17 protein-coding genes and 1 other annotated feature are annotated in these 16,647 nt (G+C 47.1%); of the genes, 16 read left to right on the top strand and 1 reads right to left on the bottom strand.

Going from position 1 to position 16,647, the window contains the following annotated elements:
• Positions 1–5: 5 nt before the first annotated feature.
• From AZ66_RS03325 to obgE, 10 genes are all read left to right on the top strand, one after another.
• Positions 6–1,163: an FtsW/RodA/SpoVE family cell cycle protein gene (locus tag AZ66_RS03325; protein WP_021258030.1), complete on the top strand. Its 1,158-nt coding sequence runs from the start codon at positions 6–8 to the stop codon at positions 1,161–1,163.
• 216 nt (positions 1,164–1,379) lie between these two features.
• Complete coding sequence (locus AZ66_RS03320; RefSeq protein ID WP_044353581.1) at positions 1,380–2,312, top strand: M23 family metallopeptidase; 933 nt, start codon at positions 1,380–1,382, stop codon at positions 2,310–2,312.
• Positions 2,305–3,174, top strand: coding sequence for a M50 family metallopeptidase (locus AZ66_RS03315; protein ID WP_044353580.1), 870 nt, complete (start codon positions 2,305–2,307; stop codon positions 3,172–3,174). Before AZ66_RS03320 ends, AZ66_RS03315 begins: the two co-directional genes overlap by 8 nt.
• Positions 3,175–3,320: 146 nt before the next feature.
• A complete protein-coding gene (locus AZ66_RS03310) occupies positions 3,321–4,586 on the top strand; it encodes an Rne/Rng family ribonuclease (protein WP_021258033.1) in 1,266 nt (421 codons plus the stop codon).
• Between the two features lie 53 nt (positions 4,587–4,639).
• Positions 4,640–4,720: a sequence feature (ribosomal protein L21 leader region), on the top strand.
• A 13-nt stretch (positions 4,721–4,733) separates the two neighbouring features.
• Positions 4,734–5,045, top strand: coding sequence for a 50S ribosomal protein L21 (rplU, locus tag AZ66_RS03305; protein WP_005547385.1), 312 nt, complete (start codon positions 4,734–4,736; stop codon positions 5,043–5,045).
• A gap of 11 nt (positions 5,046–5,056) precedes the next feature.
• The gene (locus AZ66_RS03300; RefSeq protein WP_021258034.1) at positions 5,057–5,383 is read left to right on the top strand and encodes a ribosomal-processing cysteine protease Prp; all 327 of its coding nucleotides are present in this window, start codon (positions 5,057–5,059) and stop codon (positions 5,381–5,383) included.
• A 22-nt stretch (positions 5,384–5,405) separates the two neighbouring features.
• Positions 5,406–5,717, top strand: coding sequence for a 50S ribosomal protein L27 (gene rpmA, locus AZ66_RS03295; RefSeq protein WP_021258035.1), 312 nt, complete (start codon positions 5,406–5,408; stop codon positions 5,715–5,717).
• A 41-nt stretch (positions 5,718–5,758) separates the two neighbouring features.
• The gene (locus AZ66_RS31210) at positions 5,759–5,908 is read left to right on the top strand and encodes a hypothetical protein (RefSeq protein ID WP_156159883.1); all 150 of its coding nucleotides are present in this window, start codon (positions 5,759–5,761) and stop codon (positions 5,906–5,908) included.
• A gap of 242 nt (positions 5,909–6,150) precedes the next feature.
• Positions 6,151–6,918 (top strand): Spo0B domain-containing protein, encoded by a 768-nt coding sequence (locus tag AZ66_RS03290; protein WP_231586714.1) that lies wholly within the window; start codon positions 6,151–6,153, stop codon positions 6,916–6,918.
• A gap of 12 nt (positions 6,919–6,930) precedes the next feature.
• Complete coding sequence (obgE, locus tag AZ66_RS03285; protein ID WP_021258037.1) at positions 6,931–8,247, top strand: GTPase ObgE; 1,317 nt, start codon at positions 6,931–6,933, stop codon at positions 8,245–8,247.
• 89 nt (positions 8,248–8,336) lie between these two features.
• On the opposite strand, the gene AZ66_RS03280 is transcribed toward obgE, so the two are convergent.
• Positions 8,337–9,206 (bottom strand): aldo/keto reductase, encoded by an 870-nt coding sequence (locus AZ66_RS03280; protein ID WP_052648364.1) that lies wholly within the window; start codon positions 9,204–9,206, stop codon positions 8,337–8,339.
• Positions 9,207–9,497: 291 nt separating this feature from the next.
• On the opposite strand from AZ66_RS03280, the gene AZ66_RS03275 reads away from it, so the two are divergent.
• From AZ66_RS03275 to AZ66_RS29595, 6 genes are all read left to right on the top strand, one after another.
• Complete coding sequence (locus AZ66_RS03275) at positions 9,498–9,935, top strand: ACT domain-containing protein (protein WP_005547391.1); 438 nt, start codon at positions 9,498–9,500, stop codon at positions 9,933–9,935.
• Positions 9,936–10,019: 84 nt separating this feature from the next.
• Positions 10,020–11,306, top strand: coding sequence for a homoserine dehydrogenase (locus AZ66_RS03270; protein ID WP_021258039.1), 1,287 nt, complete (start codon positions 10,020–10,022; stop codon positions 11,304–11,306).
• A 35-nt stretch (positions 11,307–11,341) separates the two neighbouring features.
• Positions 11,342–12,409 (top strand): threonine synthase, encoded by a 1,068-nt coding sequence (gene thrC, locus AZ66_RS03265; RefSeq protein WP_044353579.1) that lies wholly within the window; start codon positions 11,342–11,344, stop codon positions 12,407–12,409.
• Positions 12,409–13,368, top strand: a complete 960-nt coding sequence (gene thrB / locus AZ66_RS03260; protein WP_044353578.1) for a homoserine kinase — start codon at positions 12,409–12,411, stop codon at positions 13,366–13,368. Before thrC ends, thrB begins: the two co-directional genes overlap by 1 nt.
• 21 nt (positions 13,369–13,389) lie before the next feature.
• On the top strand, positions 13,390–14,259 hold the full coding sequence (gene pheA / locus AZ66_RS03255; RefSeq protein WP_044353577.1) for a prephenate dehydratase: 870 nt from the start codon (positions 13,390–13,392) through the stop codon (positions 14,257–14,259).
• 233 nt (positions 14,260–14,492) lie between these two features.
• Positions 14,493–16,376 carry a LysM peptidoglycan-binding domain-containing protein gene (locus tag AZ66_RS29595; RefSeq protein ID WP_052648363.1) on the top strand — a complete coding sequence of 628 codons (1,884 nt, stop codon included), beginning with the start codon at positions 14,493–14,495 and terminating at the stop codon, positions 16,374–16,376.
• Positions 16,377–16,647 lie beyond the last annotated feature (271 nt).

The raw sequence follows: 16,647 nt of genomic DNA, 5'->3' as shown, positions 1-16,647 counted from the left end.
AATCAGTGTTTAACAAGCTGAAACGAATTGATTGGATTATAGTCGGTATTTTGCTCGTGTTCTCGGTGTTCAGCCCACTGGTCATCCTAAGTGCAACGCATGGGGATGCAATGTTCAGCGATACATCCATGATGATGAAGACGATTATATTCTATATTCTCGGATTTATCCTTATGTTTGCCGTAGCGCTGTTCGATTATCGATTGCTATTGAAGAGCTGGCCGATTTCAATGGGGATCACAGTCCTGCTTCTTGTTGGCGTGTTTTTCCTAGGGGCGGATCTTAACGGGGCCGTTGGCTGGTACAAGCTCCCTGGAGGACAGACCTTCCAGCCTGCAGAGCTCGCGAAGATTACCCTCATATTTGCGTTAGCGCAATTGCTAGGAAGACGGAATGGGGATCCACTCTCATTTACGAAGGACTTGCTGCCAATTGGATTGGTAACGATCCTTCCATTTGGACTAGTAGTGATTCAGCCTGACCTTGGTAACGCCATTATTTATATTATAATACTGATTGGTATGCTATGGATCGGAGCGGTAAAATACCGGCATGTCCTTGTGGCGCTCCTCTGTGTTGCCGTCATAGGGGGAGCGATCTACGTATCGTTCACGACCTTCAATAAAGAAGTCAAGGATTTCTTCGTGAATAAGATCGAGAAGAAGCATTGGTATGAGCGGATAAACACATTTATCAACCCAGAGAAAGCAACCAACGATGCGAAGCATCAATCCAACTATGCGATGATTGCGATTGGTTCAGGCGGACTCAGCGGTGATGGCTACATGAAGGGCGAATTGAAGCAGCGCAGCTTCATACCGTATACGTATTCGGATGCCATCTTCGTGGTAATCGGTGAGGAATTCGGGTTCCAAGGCTCGGCCCTACTGCTTCTGCTGTACTTCCTGATGATATACAGGATGATTCTCATTTCCTTCCAGTGTTATGACTTGCGAGGGTCATACATGATAATCGGTATTGTGTCGATGTTCGTGTTCCAAATATTCGAGAATATCGGGATGATGATCGGCCTTATGCCGATTACCGGGATTACGCTGCCATTCATCAGTTATGGCGGTACATCACTTCTCTTGAATATGATTTGTATTGGACTGGTGATGAGCATACACATTTATCAAGAGAAATATCAGATTGAGCCTTAATGGAGTCGAAGATTAGGGTCTCAGTCTCATCATTTACGAAATTAGCGCTGAGGCGGCAATACGTCCATAACGGATGTAGTGCCGCTTTTTTGCGTACATCTGCTTGTTCCCAGGCTCACTGCTCATATCTGCTGTAGGCTTGTCATACACATGTGATAAGCACATCATTCAGCTGATGTATATTGTTGAAATGGGTTAAGAAGGGATGAGACGAGTATGAAAGAAGATATTCGGCGCCGAAGAGAAGAACGAATCCGTGACATTCTAATGGCTGAAGAGATGAAACGTAAGTCGCATGCGAAGGAAGGTGTGGAAGGTAATCTGTCTTCCCATTCACTTGTTCAACCCGATGTCGTGTTGAATGCTCCCTCTGCAACGGCTGTCTATAATAACGGAGAGCAGCGTGAGGAATACGAATTGAATCAAGAGTACACGTATGATCCTGAGCAGCAGTGGAAGATAAGCCGTTCGAAGTGGAATGAACGCTACGGCTGGGAAGAACCTCCTACAGGAAGAGGCAATGTATGGCGCTCCTTGCGCTCCAGACTTCTCGTATCCATTTTGTTGTTCGCTGCAGCTTATGGAATCACATCCTTCCCGGCGGAATGGAATGCACCTCTGCGCGCTTGGATTCAAGTGTCCCTTCATGATGAGATGGACATGCGTCCGATTGCGGCGTGGTATGAGCGAACTTTCTCCGGAACACCTGTGTTCATCCCTTTGTTTCCACAAGATAAGGAATCAACGAAGGCTGTACAGTCCACACATACCTATCCATCCCCGATTAAGGGGCAGATTGTGCAGCCGTTTGCTATGAATTTGAAGTCTGTCGCGATTGCCCCCGATCATGCGAGCGGTGCGGCGATTGAAGTTCAGAATATTGCTACGGGCAAAATTGAACGGGTAACTTCAGACGAGAAGTCAGGGATTACAGTAACTGTCCAACATGCTGATGGTCTTGTGACGGTGTATAGTGGGCTTACAGCGACTTCTGTGCAACAGGATGACTGGCTTGAACCCGGCGCAACAATTGGCACGATACAGAGTCAGGAGAACCAGACGGGGGTAGGCACTGAGCCTGTACTTACATTTGCGATGCAGCAGCGCGGCGTTTATATTGACCCGGCGGATGTGATACGAATTGATTAAATGGGGGGGGACCACCTACTCACTTCATCCGCTATTTGTGATCCTTATGGCTGCAGCTGCAGCTACAGGCTATATATTTGAATTGCTTACGTTATTTACGATCGTGCTGATTCATGAACTGGGACATGTAGCTTGTGCTAAGGTGTTCGGATGGACTATTACGGAAGTGAAGCTGCTGCCCTTCGGAGGGATGGCGGAGACGGATGATGGAGCACTATCGCCTGCTTGGCAAGAATGGATTGTAGCGGTAGCGGGGCCAGTACAAAATGGTCTCATGATATTGATTGCATGGTATGCGGAAGCGATGGGTTGGTGTAGTCCAGAATGGGCGAAAGGGTTTATTCAGGCCAATGCGTTCATTGGATTGTTCAATTTGCTGCCGATTCTTCCGCTTGACGGCGGACGGATGATGCAAGCAGCATGCTCGCTGTGGATGAGCTATCATCGAACCTTGCTTGTTGGTGCGAGGGTCAGCCTTGGGTGCAGTGCCATTATGCTGCTGTACAGTGTGTGCCCGGTAGTTGTGGGAGGCAAGCTGAACATTAATCTCTTGATGCTAGCTCTCTTTTTGCTGTGGACCAACTGGGTAGAACATCGAAATGTTCCTTTTCGTTTCATACGATTTTTGATGAATCGTCCCACGAGGTTGCGCGAGTGGGAGAGTTCAGTCGCATTAGGACGTCCAATTGTAACAAAAGGGGGGCGTTCGTTGTCTAGAATCGTTCGTCTGTTCCGCAGAGATGCCTACCACTTTATATATGTAATGGGTGATGAAGGGCGAATCCAACGGATCGTTCCGGAACAGCAATTAATTGATGCTTTCTTCGATGAACCCCCGCCTCGGAATCGTATGAAATCATGAGCACCATCTAGGTAAGTTTGGACTTAATTATGGGGACGAAAAGAAACAGTTATCATTTTTTCTAGCCTGTTCCATAAACCGGCATGTTCACCTTATCCTGCTTCATGTTACAATGGAAGATGACGCGCTGTAGTAGAGGTGATACCATGAATCAGATGATTGTTCACTGTGAGGAACAAGTGACGCAGATGGCGTTGCTTGAACATGGTCGGCTCGTCGAATTTGCAGTCGAACGTGCAACTGGCACCACGCTGGTCGGCAGCTTATTTAAGGGGCGGGTAGTGAATGTGCTTCCTGGAATGCAGGCTGCGTTCGTGGACATCGGGCAGAAGAAAAATGCATTTTTATATGTCGATGATTGTTTACATCCTCATCTGGAGAAGCAGCCTAAGCAGAAACCGCCGATAACGAGTCTGCTTCGAGTTGGACAGGAACTTATCGTGCAAGTGATGAAAGATCAGCTAGGAGGCAAGGGAGCGCGTGTAACCACGCACTATTCTCTACCTGGCAGATATTCGGTGTTTATGCCATATGCCGATTATATCGGTGTATCTAAGAAGATTGAGCAGGAATCGGAACGCAATCGATTGAAGCAGCTTGCTGAACAGCTTCGCCAGGGCGAAGAGGGGCTGATTATTCGAACCGTTGCTCAAGGTGAATGGACGGAGACGCTTGAAGGTGATATTGAGTCACTCCGCGAGTTGTGGGAGACAATTGGTTATCGTGCCAAGGAGGCTCAGGCTCCCGCATTGCTGCACCGTGATCTAAGCATGGTGGAGCGGCTTGTTCGGGATGCGTTCTCACGCGAGATTGACCAGCTGCTCATTGATGATGTTCGCCAATTGAAAAAGGTGCAGTCGTTTGTTCGTTCGTTTGACCCTGAATTGGAAAATCGGATTCATGTATACAAAGACAGTGAGCCGCTATTTACCCGCTATCGGGTGAAAGATCAACTAGATAAGGCTTTCCAGCGTAAGACTTGGCTGCAGAGCGGAGGATATCTAGTATGGGATCAGACGGAAGCACTGACGGTCGTTGATGTGAACACGGGAAAATATACGGGGACAAGCGATCTGGAGGAGACCGTATTCTTAACGAATCTGGAGGCGGCCGAAGAGATTGCGCGTCTTATTCGTCTTCGCGATATCGGCGGCATTATCATTGTTGATTTCATCGATATGGATACGGAAGAACATCGAGTGCGTATTGTGGAGCGATTGGAAACGATGATGCGGAAGGATCGTACGAAGTGCCTGGTTGTCGGTTGGACGAAGCTTGGTCTGATGGAACTGACACGTAAGAAGGTTCGCGAGCAGGTTATGCACCAACTGTTCCAGCCCTGTGCCGAGTGCGAGGGAAGCGGAGTTGTTTTGTCCCCGCTTTCTGAACGGGTACCGGAAATTATACGTTGATTTTTATTGCAGAGTGTGCTAAGATCTACGGGTATGTGTTAAGTCTAGTGCTGCACATGCTGTAACCGCACCAGACAGGTATGAAGTGTGAAGCGATGCTTCACCACCTGATTTAGGCGAGTCTGAGACATGAGGAGGTGCAACACAATGTACGCAATTATCGAAACAGGTGGCAAGCAGTATAAAGTTCAAGCTGGTGATGTATTGTACATCGAGAAGCTGAACGCTGCTGAAGGCGAAAGCGTGACATTTGACCGTGTATTGGCAGTATCCAAGGACAACGGCTTGGTCACAGGTACTCCGGTAGTATCCGGTGCTACTGTTACGGCGAAAGTTGAAAAGCATGGAAAAGGCGCGAAAATTGTCGTGTACAAGTACAAAGCGAAAAAGAACTACCGTCGTAAGCAAGGTCATCGTCAACCGTATACAAAAGTGACGATTGAGAACATTCAGGCGTAAGAAGGTGCCATATGATTCGCATTACAATACGGCGTAAGCCGGATCGTTCAATTGAGAGCTTCTCCATTGAAGGACATGCGAATTATGCTCGCCACGGAGAGGATATCGTATGTGCGGGAGTCTCTTCGGTGTCGGTGGGCGTGGTGAACGCCATTGAAGCATTGACGGGCATTGAGCTGGAGTGCAGGATGAAGGATGGGTTTTTGAGTGGACGTGTTCCTCGCATTAATCAACCGGATATCGAAGCTAAGGTTCAATTGCTGTTGGAGTCGATGATCGTCAGTTTACACACGATCGAAACTTCATACGATTCGTATCTTCAAATAGAAGACAAATAAGTGAGCAAGGAGGTAGACTATAATGTTGAAACTGAACCTTCAGTTGTTCGCATCCAAAAAAGGGGTAGGTTCCACAAAGAACGGCCGTGATAGTAAAGGTCGTCGTCTTGGTGTGAAGCGCTCCGACGGTCAAGTAGTTTCTGCTGGCAGCATTTTGGTGCGTCAACGTGGTACAAAAATTCACCCAGGTAACAACGTGGGCATCGGTAAGGACGACACTCTGTTCGCGAAAGTGGACGGCGTTGTTAAGTTCGAACGTTGGGGCCGCGATCGCAAAAAAGCGAGCGTCTACCAGGTTGAAACTGCACCAGTTGCAGCAGCTGTTGAGAACTAAGACGACTGAAGAACCCTCGGCTTGAGCCGGGGGTTTTTTTAATGAATAAGAGACGACAATGCGTTGTATGGCAAAGTGTAAGTTATGTCGAGCCTGTCATAGCCTATGTAGAGCTTATGCCACGCCTGTACCAAGCCTGTGCGAAGCCGAAGCTGTTGTTCGTCCGAGAGATAACTTGGTTGCTCATCTGAGGAAATGCACCGCAGGGAGCTATGCCTCATCAATTCTTTTTTTGTCTGCTCATTATTTCCCGCATAATGCCGCCATCAGCGCGGTCCGCATTATTTCTAATTCTGTTGTTATTGGAATGATTTGTGCAAATCCTTTATTTCTTAGTATGATTTTGTTTGGACGCGGTTTCAGGCGCGTGATATACTGAAATTCGGGGAGTTTGTACATAACTGGAAATGTGTGAGTATCGGGGAGCGAAGTGATGAATAGGACAAGCTTATGGATCGGCTGTTGCTGGGCTGTTGCTGGGCTGTCGCTGCAGCTGGGACAGCAGCTATCATTGGTTGGAATATGCACATCGGGTGGCGTATTGGACTCGCATCCGTTGTGGCTGCCAGTATTGGCGGAGCATTTTTTGCTATTCTCGCGACAACAACAACGACAAAGAGAACGAATGCTTCAAGAGGCCCAATTAGCGGCAATTCACTTAATGAATCATCAGCGGCATGATTGGATGAACGACTTGCAGCTTCTGTATGGATATGTTCGTTTGAAAAAGTACGATAAATTACCGGACTGCGTGGAAACAATAAAAGAAAGAATGGCGGAGGAAAGCCGAATTGCCAAACTAGGTTTTCCGGAACTCGTTATGTTTTTGATGCAGCACCGTACCTCTGGCGGTACGATGCCGCTCAAGGTAATGATTCCAGAGCCTCTTGAACTCGACCGATTGAACCTAGAAGTGGACACTGTCCGCTTGACGAATATGATTATCGAGACGGTTAACACATTCCGCTTCGCATCCAAGGAGCAAGGGGACGCTTATTGCCCGCTGCAGCTTGCGATATGGTGTGAATCGAGCGAGCTTAACATTCAATATCAATTAGAGGGTAAACTGCTTCGGCCGGGCGAAGTGGCCGAGAAGCTGAGACGAATTGCGATGGAACGCGGCGTGCGGCTGGAGCAGTTGTCGGCGAATCATCATGATGGGCAGGACGCCTACCAAATAGTCGTGCCATGCAGTGCATAATGAGGTGACAGCATGTTTGTAGATAAGACGAGGATTTATGTTAAAGGCGGCGACGGAGGCGACGGAATCGTCTCGTACCGCAGAGAGAAGTATGTGCCAATGGGTGGACCCGCTGGCGGTGACGGAGGACATGGCGGCGACGTTATTTTCCGTGTAGATGAAGGATTGCGTACGCTTGTCGATTTCCGCTATCAGAAGCATTTTAAGGCAGAACGTGGGGAGAAGGGCCGGAATAAAAGCCGGCACGGAGCGAACGCAGAAGATATGATTGTCCGCGTCCCCCCTGGAACGGTAGTTATCGATGATGATACGAAGGAAGTTGTGGCTGACCTTACCCGACAAGGCCAAGAGGTTGTAATTGCCAAGGGTGGCCGTGGAGGACGAGGCAACATCCGCTTCGCAACAGCGAACAATCCTGCACCGGAACTTGCAGAACATGGAGAAGAAGGTCAGGAGCGCTGGGTTATCCTTGAGTTGAAGGTCATGGCTGATGTCGGCTTGGTCGGATTCCCAAGTGTCGGCAAGTCAACTCTCCTGTCTGTTGTATCTGCGGCACAGCCGAAGATCGGTGCTTATCATTTTACGACGATTACACCGAACTTAGGTATGGTGGACGTCGGAGAAGGACGCAGCTTCGTTATGGCCGATCTCCCAGGATTGATTGAAGGAGCTCATACAGGTATTGGACTGGGTCATGAATTCCTTCGTCACGTTGAACGTACCCGCATCATTATTCATGTTGTGGATATGGCGGGCATGGAAGGCCGAGATCCATTCGATGATTGGGTGAAGATTAACGAAGAATTGAAGTTATATAATGAGAAGTTGTCCGAGCGACCGCAAGTTATCGCAGCCAATAAGATGGATATGCCTGAGGCAGAAGAGAACTTGGTGGTATTCCGTGAGAAGGTTCGCGAGATGACGGGAAGCGATATTGAGATTATGCCAATCTCCTCGCTCACACGGCAAGGTATTCAAGAGCTGCTCTATCGAGCGATGGAGATGCTTGAGCAGCTGCCTGAGGCTCCTGAAGTCGAAGAAGTGGCAGAGGTTGAAGAGCGTAAAATTTATCGCTTTGAGAAGACAAAACATGATTCAGAATTTACAATTCGCCGCGAGAACGATACGTTCGTGGTCGAGAGTGAAGCTGTTGAGAATATGCTGAAGCGTATGCAAATGAACTCTCATGATGCGATCTTGCGCTTTGCGCGGACACTGCGCCACATGGGAATTGATGAAGCGCTGCGCAAGCGTGGTGCAGTTGATGGGACGATTGTCCGCATTGCTGATTTTGAATTTGAGTTCGTAGAAGGCAGCAGCTACTATTAAAGTTCGTAAGAAAATGATTAGAACGCCTGACCCTTTTGGGTCGGGCGTTCTTTTTATTTATTTAGGCAACAATGGAAGTGACGCTTCGATCAAGTGGAACTATTGGACTGATCAATATTCGTAAGAAGGAGCAGGTCAGCTTCATCCAGCAGAATATCCATTCCGCGTGCACTATCTTGGATAGAGGAAGGCTTAGTGGCTGCTGGTATGGGAATGAGATTAGGGGATAGTGCAAGCAGCCATGCAATCACAATCTGGTAAGGACTTGCCGAATGCTTCTGTGCCAGTTCTGTCAATACAGGATGGTTCTGCAAATGGATGGAATTCCTCGGCCCACCGAATGGGCTATACGCAATGAAGCTGATGCTATGCTCATCACAGTATCGAAGCACGTCATTCGAGTGTCTGTCATGAAGATGGAGACGGTTCTGAATACAAGTGATGGGTGCGATTTGTTGCACACGCTGACATTCGCTCACAGTAACATTAGATAGACCTATATGGAGAATTTTGCCTTCTTCCTGGAGCCGGCTTAACGCTCCTACAGATTCTTCAATAGGAACAGAAGGATCGGGTGCGTGCAAAATGTATAGAGGATGGCATTCTCGCTTTAGAGTATGTAAGCTGAGCTCACATGCAGAGCGAAGAGAGTCGGGTCGGCCGTCGCATATCCAGGCCCCATTAGGACGAGCTAACCCCCCTTTTGTAATAATCAGGTACTCTTTAGTGGAGTAGGCAGATAGTGCTTCTTGCAGCAATTGTTCATTGTGGCCGAGATCGTGATCATCAAGGCAGTACGTATCGGCAGTGTCAAATAACGTGATTCCGCTTTCGAAGGCAGCATGGATGGTAGCGATAGCTTGCCCTCGGTCAGGTCTGCCGGCTACAGATAGTGGAGCGCATCCTAAGCCGAGCTTAGACACCTGTATTTGAGTAGTACCAAGCAGTGTGTGAATCATGAATAACTTTACCTCCTCTATGGAAAAATGGAGCAGCAAATTTAATCATTTGTATACTGTTACTGTCAAGGGAGGAGAAGGTTTCGTTTTTTTCGTCAGAACGGTTTTCATTATTTTTAAATAAAAACTAGGAAGACGATAGGGATAATCGTGTATAATAGATTAAACTTTTTATGCCTGTAAAATGGATTAGAGAAAATATTTATAGATTGGCCTATTGCCAACTTGCGCACATATCCGCTATAATGTCCTCTATAAATAAACAAAAGTCTTTATACGGAGGACTCAATCATGGCAGAGAGATATTACTTGGTGAGAGAAGACATATTGCCAGAGGCGGTAGTGAAGACGGTAAGAGCGAAGCAATTGCTCGCGACAGGTGAAGTGAAGACGGTTCATGAGGCTGCAGAACGAGTTGATTTGAGCCGCAGTGCTTTTTACAAATATAAAGACGGTATTTTTCCGCTCAATCAATTGGAGCGCGAACGGATTGTAACGATTTCAATGGATTTGGATCACCGTTCAGGCATTCTATCCAAAGTGCTTGGTTCTGTCGCTTCCTTTGAGGGCAACGTATTGACGATCAATCAGACGATACCTCTGCAAGGAATTGCGAATGTTGTAATTTCAGTTGAAACGTCACTTATCGCAGAGCCATTCGGCAATATGCTGGATGCGCTTCGGGATATCCCTGGGGTAAAGCGTGTGACGATCATCGGACAAGGGTAAGTGTACTTGCTTAATTACATCGGTATTACTCTATAACTACATTAAGATACAGACAGCTGCTGGGAGAATGGGAGGAACTGATTTATGAAGCCGATTAAAGTTGGATTGCTGGGATTGGGGACGGTAGGAACTGGTGTTGTACGTATTGTGGAGGGGCATCAAGAGGATTTGTCCAGCCAAGTGGGATCTCCGATTGTAATTGAGAAGGTACTCGTGAACAACATTCATAAGGAGCGCAGCATTAGCGTTCCTGAACATAAGCTAACTGAACAAGCGGGAGATATTATTAACAACCCGGATATTGATATTGTGATTGAAGTCATGGGTGGTCTTGAGCCAACGAAGCAATATATTATGGATGCGCTTGAGCGCGGCAAACATGTGGTTACGGCGAACAAAGACTTAATGGCGCTGCACGGGCGTGAAATTATGGCCAAAGCGAAAGCGAATCATTGCGATGTATTGTACGAGGCAAGTGTAGCTGGAGGCATCCCGATTATCCGCACCTTGATGGAGAGCTTCTCATCTGACCGGATTAAGAAGATCATGGGGATTGTGAACGGAACAACGAACTTCATTTTGACGAAGATGAGCAAGGAAGGCGCAGGCTATGAGGAAGTGCTGAAGGAAGCTCAGCAGCTTGGGTATGCAGAAGCTGACCCTACTTCGGATGTAGAAGGCCTTGATGCAGCACGCAAGATGGCTATCTTAGCTACACTTGGCTTCCACGCAGACGTAGCGTTGGAGGATGTTGAAGTTCGTGGAATTTCCCAAATCAAAAAAGAAGACATTATGTTTGCAAAGCGTCTCGGTTATGAGATGAAGCTGCTCGGTATCGCAGAACGTCAGGATGATCAGATTAGTGTAGTTGTGCAGCCTACGATGGTCAGCAATGCTCATCCGCTTGCTTCGGTCAATGGTGTCTTCAACGCTGTATATGTGTATGGCGAAGCCGTTGGCGAGACGATGTTCTATGGTCCTGGTGCTGGTGAGATGCCTACAGCTACCTCTGTTGTCGCAGACTTGGCGGCTGTCATCAAAAATATGAAGCTCGGCGTGAACGGATTGCGGGCGCTGACTCCATATAAGGAAAAGAAATTAAAAACAGATGATCAAATTTCATATAAGAACTTTATTCTTCTTCATGTGGAAGATAAGGCAGGGGTATTGGCGCAGATTACGCAAGTATTCGCGGAGTACGATGTGAGTCTTGATTCCGTCGTCCAACAGCCGAATTCGCATCATCCAGATGCTGAAATTATCATTATCACACATCAAGCTAGCCAAGCGAGCATGAAGAAAGTGTTTAAGCATTTTGAAAACTTGGATGTTATTAAATCCATCAAGAGCGCATATCGGGTAGAAGGTTAATCCATCAATCAGGCAGTAGAAAAGGAGTTATTTCGATGAGATACATGGGACTACTAGAAACATACAAATCATATTTGCCTATCAACGACAATACGCCAAAGCTGACACTGCATGAGGGGAATACACCGCTCATTCGTGCGGATCGTCTATCCGAAGAGCTTGGATTGGATTTGTATTTCAAATATGAGGGATTGAACCCTACTGGATCGTTCAAGGATCGCGGCATGGTTATGGCAGTAGCGAAGGCGGTAGAGGAGGGAAGCCGCACGATCATGTGCGCTTCTACAGGCAATACATCTGCTGCGGCTGCAGCTTATGCAGCTCGTGCTGGCTTGAATTGTATCGTTCTTATACCGAACAATAATATTGCGCTCGGCAAGCTCGCTCAAGCGATGATCTACGGTGCTAAAATTATTGCGATCGAGGGCAACTTCGACCGTGCGTTGGAGATTGTGAGAGAGATTACGGCGAAGCACCCGATTACACTCGTGAATTCGGTAAATCCATATCGAATCGAGGGTCAGAAGACGGCGGCTTTCGAAGTGTGCGATCAATTGGGGAAAGTGCCCGATGTACTTGCAATTCCAGTTGGCAACGCTGGCAATATTTCGGCTTATTGGAAAGGGTTCAAGGAATATCATGCTGCCGGCAAGACAGACTCCCTGCCGAGAATGGTAGGATTTGAAGCAGAAGGTGCAATGGCAATTGTAAAAGGTGAGCCGATTGCGGATCCGGAAACGGTGGCTACTGCTATCCGAATCGGTAATCCGGCAAGTTGGAAGACGGCAGTAGAAGCTGCTGAACAATCGGCGGGCCAAATTAATTACGTAACCGACGAACAAATCCTTGAAGCTTATCAATTAATGGCTGCGAGGGAAGGGGTATTTGCTGAGCCGGGCTCTGCTGCATCGCTTGCTGGTGTGCTGAAGCTTCATAAGGAAGGATACTTCAAGGGCGGAGAGACTGTGGTGAGCGTGCTTACTGGACACGGTCTGAAGGATCCGAATATCGCAATTAAGACAGTAGCGAAGGAACCGCTCGTCGTTCAGGATACAGAAGAAGCTGTTATGGAAGCAATTGCGAAGCTGGAGCGTGAACAATAATGTGGCGGGAAGAAGGGGTGCTCGTGCGTGTACCGGCGAGCACCGCGAATTTAGGGCCGGGATTCGATACATTGGGCATGGCACTTCAACTTCATCTGTGGGTCGCGATGAAACCAGCAGATCAAGCTATCATTCGATTGCACGGCTCTGATCTTGAGGGGGTACCGGCAGATGAGAGCAATCTTATCTATCGAATTGCACAATCAGTATTTGATGAAGCGGGAATAGAGCGTCGTCCGATTGAGATGGATGTATATAGTGAAATCCCGTTGACAAGAGGACTCGGAAGCAGTGCCTCAGCCATTATTGGCGGTTTGGTAGCGGCGAATCAGCTTATCGGTGAACCACTCGATGTGGGTCGTCTCTACGACATGGCGACGGCTATTGAACGCCATCCTGACAATGTTGGAGCCTCCCTCATAGGAGGGATTGTAGCAGCTGCATGGGATGGAGAACATACGACTTATGTTCGTGTTGAGCCGGATAGATACCTATCCACTGTGGTCGCTATCCCTCAGTTCCAGCTTGAAACGAAGCAAGCTCGAGGTGTGCTGCCCAGCCAAGTAGACATGGCCAAAGCCGTATTTAATATCAGTCGGTCTTCGCTTCTTGTAGCTGCATTAAGCAGTGGGAGATACGACATATTGTCTGAAGCGATGAAGGATTGTCTCCATCAACCATATCGTGCTCCGATGATTCCAGGTATGACTCATATTTTGGAGAATGCTGTGCAGCATGGTGCACTGGGCGTCGCGCTCAGTGGAGCGGGCCCAACTCTGCTTGCGTTTATTGACAAGCGTAGTGACAGCCAAGAACTCATTTCGTTTATGCGAGATACATTTAGCGAGCATCTAATCGATGCTGTTGTGAAAGAATTGGAGCCGAGTCATGAAGGTGCAGTATGTATTGGTACATGGAGCGATATGAAATCAATCTTATCTGCGCGCATGCTTAAATAGTCTACGAAGGAGTTAGCGTACATGGCACGAATTGCATTATTGCCGGAGGGCTCCGTTTCGCATGAAGCGGCATTGCATTTAGCAGGACATGATCATCAATTTGTACACTATAAGCTGATTTCGGATGTGTTTCTTTCGACTGCGCGTGGCGATTCAGAATATAGTGTCATCCCCATTGAGAATACAATTGAAGGTTCGGTCAACCTACATATGGACTGGATTGTTCATGAGGTGGATTTGCCGTTTCAGGCAGAATGGGTCTTTCCGTCTATTCAGAACCTGATTGGACGCCGTGAGGAACTACAGGGAGATTGGGGCAATATTCAAAAAGTAATGTCACATCCTGTAGCGATGGCACAGTGCATGCAGTACATTCGCAAGTACTTGCCGCATGCGGAACTCGAACATGTGAGCAGTACAGCTGAGGCGATCAATATTGTGAAACAGAATCCGGGCCGCGGCTGGGCAGCTATTGGAACGACAGTAGGTGCGCATACGCATGGATTGGATATATTGGCGCCAACAGTGACGGATCATAATAACAACTTTACTCGATTTGTGCTCATTGGGAGGAAGCCACTAGAATTACCTCCTTCAACTGCACATAAGACGACCATTTTGGTTACCTTGCCTGAGGATTTCCCGGGGGCGCTTCATCAGGTTTTGTCTGCATTTGCTTGGAGACGGATTAACTTATCTCGCATTGAGTCCCGTCCAACCAAGAGGAAATTAGGCAGTTATTACTTTTACATTGATGTAGAAATGGCGTTAGATACCGTTCTGCTCCCTGCTGCCATCGAAGAAATTGAAGCGATCGGCTGTCAAGTGCGCATTCTTGGTTCCTATCCAAGCTATTCGTATGAGTTTTCATTAGCGGATTCAAATGGCTGAGGGAAAAGATATATTAAAGACAAATCACAGCGCTGCAAGCTGCAATGATATAAGTAGGTTTGTAGTGCTGTGCGTGTATTCCGGATCGTTGTCCTCCCTAGCAAGGGGGGATTTTTTTGATTTTATTGCACACATGGATGTCAAACGCCTATTTGCTGCATAGGATAAAGTAGGTGATTTCGGGCTTATGTCCGGTAAGAGTAGGATGACGAACGTGTGGGAGGTTGCATGAAGTGAAAATACACATTGTTAAGAAAGGCGACACGCTATATGCGCTGGCGAAAAAATACGGAATTACTTTAGAAGAACTTATTGCTATGAACAGTCAGCTTGCTAACCCGAACGAACTGGATGTTGGTATGAAAATTAAAGTCCCGTCGACTCCGGTACCCTCAAGTGGACATGAGATCGTTCACAAGCACGTCGTAAAGGAAGGGGACACCCTATGGAAATTGTCTAAAGCATGGGGAATACCTCTTCAGACTTTAATCGATGCGAATCCGCAGCTCAAAAATCCGAATGTGCTGGTGATCGGTCAAGTTGTAAACATCCCTAAAATGCAGTCAGATGGCAATGTTCCGGCTCCTAATGTTAATAAGCCACCATCCTCAAAGGAAGAAATGACGAAGCCAAAGTCTGAAGTGACAAAACCGAAGGAAGAAGTAACGAAGCCGAAGGAAGAAGTAACGAAACCGAAAGAAGAGATAACGAAGCCGAAGGAAGAAGTGACGAAACCGAAGGAAGAGGTCGTGAAGCCGAAGGAAGAAGTGGAAAAGCCAAAGGTTGAAATCACGAAGCCAAAAGTAGAAATTGTAGAGCCGAAAATAGAAGTTATGCCGCAAACCAAAGTTCCTCAACCGAATGAAGAGAACAAGCAAGTGAATGAGCTAAAACCTATCCAAGAAATTGTACAGCCCAAGAAAGAGGTCAAGAAACCACACCATGCAACGGAATTTGTATATGAAATGGAAAAGGTGGACTATGGAAGTTCCCAACATGCGCATCCATGGGTAGGGTACAATCAGCCTATGAACTACCCGTCAAGCTTTGACTCATCTATGGGGAATCAATCTTTTCTAAACCAGCCAAACATGCAACAATCTTATGCCGCCCCAGTTCCGTCATTCCCGCCAAGCTACGAAATTCCTGTCCCAGTTATGCCGCAATATATGTCCCCTGTACAGTATGAGCCTTGTGGTTGTAATCATATAGATAGTAATTGGTACCCAACCAACATCCAACCGAACATCTATCCGAATGTACAACCAAACATTCAACCAAACATACAACCGAATATCGAACCTTACGTACAATCGGACATCCAACCGAACATTTATCAAAATGTACAACCGAACATCTATCCAAATGTACAACCAAACATTCAACCAAACGTTCAACCGAATATCGAGCCTTACGTACAATCGAATATACAGCCGAATGTATCGCCGATCATAGAGTCGAATCAACCGTTTTCTCCTTATGAGTGTTACTGCCCACCGACACCAGTCTTCTGCGATCCTGGCTTTCCGCCTGTACCAACTGCTATCTATCCGCCATATCCTCCTGTGTATGGCGGTGCAGTATCAACGGTTCCGGGATACATTCCTTCTGCAATTCCGGCTGCAGTACCAACAGCAGTATGGGGGCCGATTGCTCAACCATTTGTGTATGCTTGTGGTTGTGGAGAAGAGAATGGCATGCATCCATATGCGAATCAGTCATTAATGAATGCAGCTAATATGTATGCCCCAGCAGGTATACAAGGAACCGATTCTTATGTGCAGCCAACTGAATATGGTTCGGACGGCATGAACTTCTACAATCCGAACTTATACGGATCCATTCCGGGACTCGCCAATTCGTCTTTAGGAAGTAATGCTTCAATAGAAGTCGGTGGTCATGGCAAACGTGGAGAACATGAAGTAGAGTTCAACAGTGAATCGGCATCCACAACGGATAAAGAAGGGCATGTATCCAGTGTAGGTACAAAGGAACAAAAAGCGAAGATTAAAGGGTCGCCTTCCCAGACGACAAAAAAGAAGAGCACGGGGAAAAAGAAAACGGCGCAGAAGCGTTCTAACGTGAACTCGAGAAGCATTCCGTGGATCAACGGATAGCCCAAAGGAAGCTGGAGTATCAACTATGAGAGACTGCAATAAGCAGAACGATCATGGTTGATATTTCCTGTTGTCAAGATAGGACAGGCCATGATATATTATAAATCCAGTCGCGAGATGCGGCGGCGCAGTAGAGCTTCAACGCTTGAAACAAATCTTCTGAAAAAAAGATTTGAAAAAAAGTGTTGACAACAAATCAGATCCTGTGATAAGATAAAGTTCCTGTTGCGAAAGATGTTGAAAAATGTCGGAGCAGCAAGAAATGAAGATT

This window comes from Paenibacillus sp. E194 (assembly GCF_000935845.1).
Taxonomy (GTDB): domain Bacteria; phylum Bacillota; class Bacilli; order Paenibacillales; family Paenibacillaceae; genus Paenibacillus_B; species Paenibacillus_B alvei_B.
The sequence above is the reverse complement of the archived record's forward strand: the minus strand, read 5'-3'. Positions and strand labels throughout refer to the sequence as shown.